6 protein-coding genes are annotated in these 4,203 nt (G+C 61.8%); 1 reads left to right on the top strand and 5 read right to left on the bottom strand.

The features are described 5' to 3' along the window. The coding region (locus HP499_RS21470; protein WP_305849757.1) for a glycoside hydrolase family 2 TIM barrel-domain containing protein at window positions 1–847 on the top strand (847 nt) is incomplete at its 5' end. A gap of 81 nt (window positions 848–928) precedes the next feature. Here the strand turns inward: HP499_RS21470 and HP499_RS21465 are convergent. From HP499_RS21465 to HP499_RS21445, 5 genes are all read right to left on the bottom strand, one after another. Then, complete coding sequence (locus HP499_RS21465; protein WP_172326137.1) at window positions 929–2,068, bottom strand: Vms1/Ankzf1 family peptidyl-tRNA hydrolase; 1,140 nt, start codon at window positions 2,066–2,068, stop codon at window positions 929–931. Next, entirely contained in the window at window positions 2,061–2,279 is a 219-nt protein-coding gene (locus HP499_RS21460) for a hypothetical protein (RefSeq protein WP_172326136.1), read from the bottom strand. The genes HP499_RS21465 and HP499_RS21460 overlap by 8 nt, the downstream gene beginning before the upstream one ends. 57 nt (window positions 2,280–2,336) lie before the next feature. After that, complete coding sequence (locus HP499_RS21455) at window positions 2,337–2,939, bottom strand: flavodoxin family protein (RefSeq protein ID WP_172326135.1); 603 nt, start codon at window positions 2,937–2,939, stop codon at window positions 2,337–2,339. A 5-nt stretch (window positions 2,940–2,944) separates the two neighbouring features. Further along, the gene (locus HP499_RS21450) at window positions 2,945–3,223 is read right to left on the bottom strand and encodes a hypothetical protein (RefSeq protein WP_172326134.1); all 279 of its coding nucleotides are present in this window, start codon (window positions 3,221–3,223) and stop codon (window positions 2,945–2,947) included. 126 nt (window positions 3,224–3,349) lie between these two features. Next, the gene (locus HP499_RS21445) at window positions 3,350–4,147 is read right to left on the bottom strand and encodes a glycerophosphodiester phosphodiesterase (RefSeq protein ID WP_172326138.1); all 798 of its coding nucleotides are present in this window, start codon (window positions 4,145–4,147) and stop codon (window positions 3,350–3,352) included. Between the last annotated feature and the right edge of the window lie 56 nt (window positions 4,148–4,203).

The raw sequence follows: 4,203 nt of genomic DNA, 5'->3' as shown, positions 1-4,203 counted from the left end.
GGACATCGAGCTGTCCATGGCCGCAGGGTTCAACGGCGCCCGGCTGCACCAGAAAGTCTTCGAGGAGCGCTTCCTCTACCACGCGGACAGGCTGGGCTACCTGGTGTGGGGCGAGTTCGGCGACTGGGGTGTCTCCGGCGGAGGAACCGTGGGGCACAACCAAAAGCCCACAGCGAGTTTCGTGGCGCAATGGCTGGAAGTGCTTAAGCGCGACTTCAACCACCCGTCCATCATTGGCTGGTGCCCTCTCAACGAGACCCACCAAGTGATGCATGATCGACCCACAGTGCTGGATGACGTCACCGAGGCCATGTTCCTGGCCACCAAGCTCGCCGATCCCACGCGCCCGGTCATCGACGCCTCCGGCTACTCGCACCGCATCCGGGAAACCGACATCTACGATTCCCACTCCTATGAGCAGGACCCGGACCGCTTCAGGCTCGAACAGCAGGGCCTCGCTGACGGCAAGCCCTACATCAACCGGACGGCGGACGGCCAGGAGTATTCAGTGCCCTACGCCGGCCAGCCATACTTCGTCTCGGAATTCGGCGGGATCTGGTGGAACGAAGTTGAGGCACGTCAGGCTGTGGACGGAAGCGATGTTTCCTCATCCTGGGGCTACGGCCAGCGGGTCAGCAGCGAGGAAGAGTTCTACACCCGCTTTGACGGGCTTTGCACTGTGCTGCTGGATAACCCGGACATGTTCGGTTACTGCTACACCCAACTGACCGACGTTTTCCAGGAGAAGAACGGCATCTTCACGTTCGATCGCAGCAACAAGTTCGATCTGGAGCGAATCCGCGCCAGCCAGGCCCGGCCAGCCGCGATCGAAACGCAGAATAGCTAGCAGCGGGCCAAAGGAGCAATGAAAGGGCCGGGGCGATAAACCCCGGCCCTTTCACGTCCCATTCACCTCCCAAGACAGTACCTAGGCACCACCCGGCACTTCCGGACCGGTCGGCCAGCGAAGCAACGCGGCCACCTGGACTCCCTCCGGCAACACACCCGACGGCACCAGCTGGACACGCGCATCAGTCAACGCTGCCGCACGGAGGAGCGCTGCGGGAGCAGGCACCTTGTCCACAACGTCCGCGCCCAGCGACTCGCCCTCGGAGCTGGCCACCCATGGCTCGGCGCTCAAGGCGAGCAAGTTGTGCTCGGCGAGTGAGCCGTCGTCGAGAATCAAGACGTCAACCTGCGCCTGCTGGAGCGCGTGAACAACCGAACCAATCCCGGTGGCCGAGAGCGGATTTGCCTGCCCCTCCTGCTCCGCCAGGCGGTCCATGAGCTGCTGCTGCTCAGCGGCCCACTGCTGCGCTACGAGGGAGTTGATCTGGTCGTCGAACTTTTCCCTGTCCGATCCTGCAGCCAAGGTGTGGAAGTCAACGGTGGACAGGATGGCTTTGCTCTCTTCAGAGAGTTGATCAGCCACCAACTGCCGCGCACGGATATCACCCGCGAGCACTACGAGCTTTGCATGCCGTTCCCGCACAATCCTGCTGACTTCCTCGGCGACTTGATCGGCATTGCGCCGCCAGACCTCTTCCGTGTGCCGTTGGTAGCGGCCTTGCGACCAGCCACCAACCGGCACTTTCTTGAGGGAATCGTCGTCGCCTTGAATGTGCTGGCTTTCCTCCACTGCCGGCGCACCAGCTTTGTACAGCCGGATCTCACCTTCGTCACGGCTGGCTTCCACCACCACATAGGCAAAACCGCCAGGGTGGTGCTTCAGCAAGGGCAGAAGGTTGGGAATCTCATCCCTGGAAATGACTTCCGGCCCCACCAGCGCACCCGGCAGGACTTCGTCAATCACCACTTTCCCCTGTCCAACCAGAACGAAGCGGCTCACCGGCGCGGGCTCGCCCTTTGCCGGCTGGATGGCCCCATGAATGGCTTGTAGGTCATCCTCGGAGGCGCCCAGTCCCTGGAGGGTGTTGCGCACGTTATCGGGTTGCACATCTGCGTTCTCCAGTCCATCCACGGTGCCGGCGCTGGCATCCACGTAGGCCATGCACCACGGGCCCGGGGCGCGGAAGAGCTCGGAATACTTGGCAAGCTGCTCACTCATTGGATACCCCTCCTCCGCCAGCTTCCCCCTTGCCAGTGTTGGGGTTCAGCGCCTCCCTGACTTCCTCCGGATCGGTTTCATCCGGGAAGGGTTCGGTTTCACGCGCCTCTTCAACATGGGCGGGCTTGGTGCCCCTGACCATGCCCTCAGCTTCGTGCTGCATTTGTTCATCCAGATGCGCACCGTGCTTGGTGTTTCCTCGTTCAGCCACGGCAATCTCCTTATCCAACTAGTTGATTCACATGTACTTGCAGGGCCGGCCGCAGGGTTAGCCGGCTGGCGGCAGGGGGTTCGCCTTAAGTGCGGTGGCAGCGGCGAACAGGTTTGCCGCCATGGTCTTTCCCGTGGATTCAGACCATTCGTGCCCGTGCTCGGTTTCCGTGTAGGAGGGGCCCGGACCCGGACCCATGTTCCAGTAGGTCCATGCCTGCCCGGGGATGGTGAATCCGATATCGATCAGCGCACCTGCCACTTCACTGATCACATGGTGGGCACCGTCCTCGTTACCCGTTACAACCACTCCGGCCACTTTGTTGTAGGCCGCATAGGTTCCGTCGTCCTTCTTCTCGGAAATCATGGCGTCCATGCGCTCGAGCACCAGCTTGGCCACACTGGACGGCTGGCCGAGCCACGTAGGGGTAGCAATGATGAGGATGTCGCTGAATTTCAGGAGCTCGTGAATCCTGGGCCATTCATCGCCCTCCCCCATGTCAGTTTCAACGCCGGGCGGTATGTGGTGATCCACTGCCCGGATCACCTCGACGTCCACATCCTTCTCACGAAGCGCCTCAACCACTACGTCGGCCAGGACGTCCGTATTTGATGGCGTCGGAGAGGGCTTCAGCGTGCAGTTCAGTACCAGGGCCCGCATGGGTATCAGCGGCTGACCAGCTTGAAGAACGTGCTGTCCTCGCCACTGGCCTTCTTTGCTTGGTACAGGAAAGCGAGCTTGCTCTCCTCGAACTTTTCGAACCACTCATCCCAGCTGATGTGGTCCAGGGAATCTTCCCCTGCCCCGCCCGGGAAGTCGATACGCAGGATACCTACGTCATCCTTGTCGCCGGTCTTCTTGACGCTGGCAGGTTTACCGTCGTTGCTTTCCACCCATTTGCGGATTTCGTCGTGATCCGTGGTGGTGTGAGATTCCGAAGCCATGTTCAGGTTCCTTTCTTCCCGCGCCGACAGAAGGCGTCATGGCTGCCGGCGAAGAGTACGGACACTTCGACCCTAGCGCCGATCCGGCCCAAATAGAAAGGGTACTGAGTAATTTGTTGCGACGAGTTAGACCCACTGGCCGCGGCGAACAAGGACTTCCTTGAGCAGGTCCAAGCGGTCCGACACCAGCCCGTCAACGCCCAGGTCCAGCAGCCGTTCCATTTCCCCCGGCTCGTTGATGGTCCACACATGCACCTGCCGTCCCAGCCGATGGGCGCGACGGATAAACCCGGGAGTCACCACCGGCAACCGCCCGTAGCGGACCGGAACCTGGAAGACGTCGACGCCGGACAGCAGCTTGCGTGCCAAGGGAACCGGAAGCACGGGGCCAAGTAGAACGAAAAGCGCGGTCAGGGAGCTGCCAGCTGAAGAGGCCACCCGGCGGGAAAGCCTGGAGAGGACCGCACGGCGCCGCCTGTCCGAGAAGCTGGTGACCAGCACCCGATCATGGACGCCATGCTGTTCGATCGCCGCAGCCATGGGACCCACGGAGTTCCAGTCCTTGATGTCCAGGTTCAGCCGGGCATGGGGCAGGGCCGTCAACAACTCATCAAAGGTGGGAACCGGCTCCAGCCCGCCGATCCGGGCAGCAGCAACCTGGGCTGCAGTCAGCTCCGATACCTTGCCCGCGGAATCAGTCACACGGTCCAGGGAGGAATCATGGAACACCAGGAGTACGCCGTCGGCCGTCGTGTGCACGTCCGTTTCAAGGTGCACCGTTCCGAGTTCCACTGCAGCGCGGAAGGCAGCCAGGGAATTCTCCAGGCCGTCCAAGGAGAAACCCCGGTGAGCGAAGGCCAGAGGGCCTACTGAACCGTCCTTGCGAAGGAAATAGGGCAGCGTCACTTCCGTAGCGTAGCCCATCGCCAAGGTGCGGTTAGCTCTCCTGCGGGACCGCCGTCGTCGTCGATTGCGGAACG

The sequence above is a fragment of the Paenarthrobacter sp. CM16 genome (assembly GCF_013179505.1).
Lineage (GTDB): Bacteria > Actinomycetota > Actinomycetes > Actinomycetales > Micrococcaceae > Arthrobacter.
This window is presented reverse-complemented; position numbering and strand designations above follow the sequence as displayed.